The organism is Kitasatospora sp. MY 5-36, assembly GCF_001182915.1.
Lineage (GTDB): Bacteria > Actinomycetota > Actinomycetes > Streptomycetales > Streptomycetaceae > Kitasatospora.
Genome location: NZ_LFVW01000184.1, coordinates 1 through 2712, shown reverse-complemented (window position 1 = coordinate 2712; position 2712 = coordinate 1). Strand labels below are relative to the sequence as shown.

The window sequence follows — 2712 nt, the reverse complement described above, 5'->3', positions numbered from 1 at the left end:
CTCGCGGAGGCGGCGGCCAGCGGGCTGGTCGACGCCATCGGCGGCATCGACCCGGCGGGCTTCGACGCCGTCCCGGCCGAGGGCCCGGACGGCGAGGGGCCCGCCCAGCTGGAGCTGCTGTTCGGCCTGGCCGAGCAGCACGGACTGCGCCTCGACATCCACCTGCACGACCGGGGCGAGCGCGGCCTCGGCCCGCTGCGCGAGATCGCCGCGCGGACCAGGGCGGCCGGACTGGCCGGGCGGGTGGTCGTCAGCCACGCCTTCTGCGTCCCGGAGCTGGCGGGCGCCCAGCTCGCCGACCTCGCCGCCGAGCTGGCCGAGTCCGGCGTCGGCCTCACCACCGTGGCGCCCTCGGCCCACCAGGTGCTGCCGTTCCGCGAGCTGCGGGCGCACGGGGTGCGGGTCGGGCTCGGCTCGGACGGCGTGCGCGACTCGTGGAGCCCGTACGGCAACGCCGACCCGCTGCACCGCGCGCACCTGCTCGGCTGGACCACCGACGCCCGCACCGACGAGCAGCTGGCCGACTGCTTCGCCCTGGCGGCCGACGGCGGCGCCGAACTGCTGGACCTGCCGGCCGTGACCCTGGAGTCGGGCTCGCCCGCCGACTTCATTCTGGTGACGGGCGAGTGCCTGCCGCAGGTGGTGATCGACCTGCCGGCGCGTGAGCTGGTGGTCCGCGCGGGCCGGGTGGTGGCGCGGGACGGGCGGTTCACGGGCTGACGGGCGTCCGGCGGCCGGCGAGGGCCTCTCCGTCGGTGGTGCGGTCGGCGGGCGCCTCCCCGTCGACCGTGCGGCCGCGCGTTGTGCGGCCCGTGCCGACGGAGAGGCGCTCCGGCGACGATGCTCAGAGGGTGCGGGCCGCGCTGGTCTCGTGGAGGTGGACCAGCGCGTCGTAGGCGGTGCCGATCGCGAGGCGCGGCAGCGGGTCGCTGCGGAACTCCGTCCCGGCGTCGTAGGTCGGGCGGGCGGTGTTCAGCCAGGACCGGGTGGCCGGCGGGGCGGAGCGCAGGTCGACGTAGTAGTCGCGGTAGCGGACCCGGTCGAGTGGGTACTCGTTCATGTCCGCGGTGGCCGGCGGAACGGTGACCGGCTTCCAGGCGGCGGCGAACGGGTCGTCCTTGGTGAGGAAGGAGCCGCGGTCGAAGGTGAAGCCGACGGCGAGGTAGTCCGCGCCGAGGGCGTCGCGCAGGTACGAGCCCTGGGTCTTGGGGTAGAGCTCGGGGTCGCTGCTCTGGTACCCGACGTGGCCGTTGTGCGCGGACAGCAGCACCTTCCCGCCGGTGCGGCGCTGCCACCAGAGGGTGTTGTCGGTCATGGCGCGGTCGCGGAGGTTCTGCATCGCGGCCACCTCGCTGTTGTCCTCGAGGTTCATGGCGGTGAAGGTGAAGGTCAGGGCGATGCTCCGGGCGTTCTGCACCGCCCAGTCGTACGCCTCGCCGCCGTCGCCCCTGGCCGCGGTGACCAGCTCCAGGGTCTGCTGCGCCACGGCGGCGTTCTGCCGCCGCTCGGCGAGCGGGCGCGTGGTGATGTAGCCGATGGCGTCGTCGAACGGGCGCAGCCCGGCGTACAGCTGCTCCAGGCGCGGCAGCGACGCGGGGGCGGCCTCGCGGACGTAGGAGGTCACCCGGTCGAAGAGCTGGTCGCCGATGGCGGGGAAGTCCAGGTCGTCGCCGACGAAGTGGACCGGGTGCTGCGGGTGTTCGCGGTTGTGGTCGCGCATCCAGTCGATCAGGTCGGCGAACTCCTGGCGCTCCCACGGGGACTTGCCCATCGTCTCCTTGACCAGCTGCCGGGCGTCGCCGCTGGTGCGGCCCTGCACGTAGTCGTCGATCCGCAGGCCGGAGGACCAACTCGTCTCCAGGGCGAAGGCGGTGAAGCCCTTCTCCTCGACCAGGTAGCGCAGGACCCGGTGCTTCATGGTGAAGAGCTCGTGGGCGCCGTGCGTGGCCTCGCCGAGCCCCACCACCTTGGCGTCGCCGATCATCGCGCCCAGCGGGCGCAGGTCGGTGGTCCGGCCCCCGGGCTCGGTGGACCGCAACGGGTGGGCGAGGCCGTTCAGTTCGCGGACCACGGTGGATATCTGACTGTTCGTCACCTTGTCGGTGCCGGGCTGGTCCGCGTGTGCCGCCGGGGCGAGCAGGGCGGTGGTCGCGACGGCCGCCGTGGCGGCCAGCAGGGCGCGTCGACCGATGGGCTTGCCGTGCTTCTCGCTGCGTACGGTCACTTCGGGGGGCTCCTCAAATTCGTCGAACCGTCAACCCGTCGGAACGGCCGCGGTGGTTCGAGTGGTTCGCCGGCGAACGTGCCGGTCAATGAATAGTCGATCACCGGGGGGCTTCGGCGCGCTGAGGAGTGCCGCCGGATCGACCAGGGGGATAACCCCCGGGCGGCCCCGGCACACCCGTACGCGGGGGTGTGCCGGGGCCGGTACCGGGTGAGGGTTCAGAGCGTGGCGGAGCGGTGGGTCGGTCGGCCGTCCAGGACGGTCAACAGGACGGGGAGGTCCGCCAGTTCGGTGGCCGGGGTGGTGAGCGGGTCGGCGGCGAACACGGTGAGGTCCGCGCGGTGGCCGACGGTGATCCGGCCCGCCAGCTGCTCCTCGCCGGCCGCGTGGGCGGCGTTGGCGGTCATCGCCAGCAGGGCCTCCAGGGCGGTGAGCGCCTGGCCGGGGTTGTGCGGGGCCTGGCTCAGGTCGCGGGTGGGACGGCGGTG

Annotated in this window: 3 protein-coding genes; 1 reads left to right on the top strand and 2 read right to left on the bottom strand. The window is 74.0% G+C overall.

Annotated elements, in window-relative coordinates; translation table 11 throughout:
• Positions 1-720: amidohydrolase family protein (locus tag AE652_RS13695; protein ID WP_049651611.1), on the top strand; the 720-nt coding region annotated here is incomplete at its 5' end.
• Between the two features lie 124 nt (positions 721-844).
• Here AE652_RS13695 and AE652_RS13690 read toward each other — a convergent pair.
• The gene (locus AE652_RS13690) at positions 845-2224 is read right to left on the bottom strand and encodes an erythromycin esterase family protein (RefSeq protein WP_199823093.1); all 1380 of its coding nucleotides are present in this window, start codon (positions 2222-2224) and stop codon (positions 845-847) included.
• A gap of 218 nt (positions 2225-2442) precedes the next feature.
• On the bottom strand, positions 2443-2712 hold a 270-nt coding region (locus AE652_RS13685), incomplete at its 5' end, for an amidohydrolase family protein (protein ID WP_049651610.1).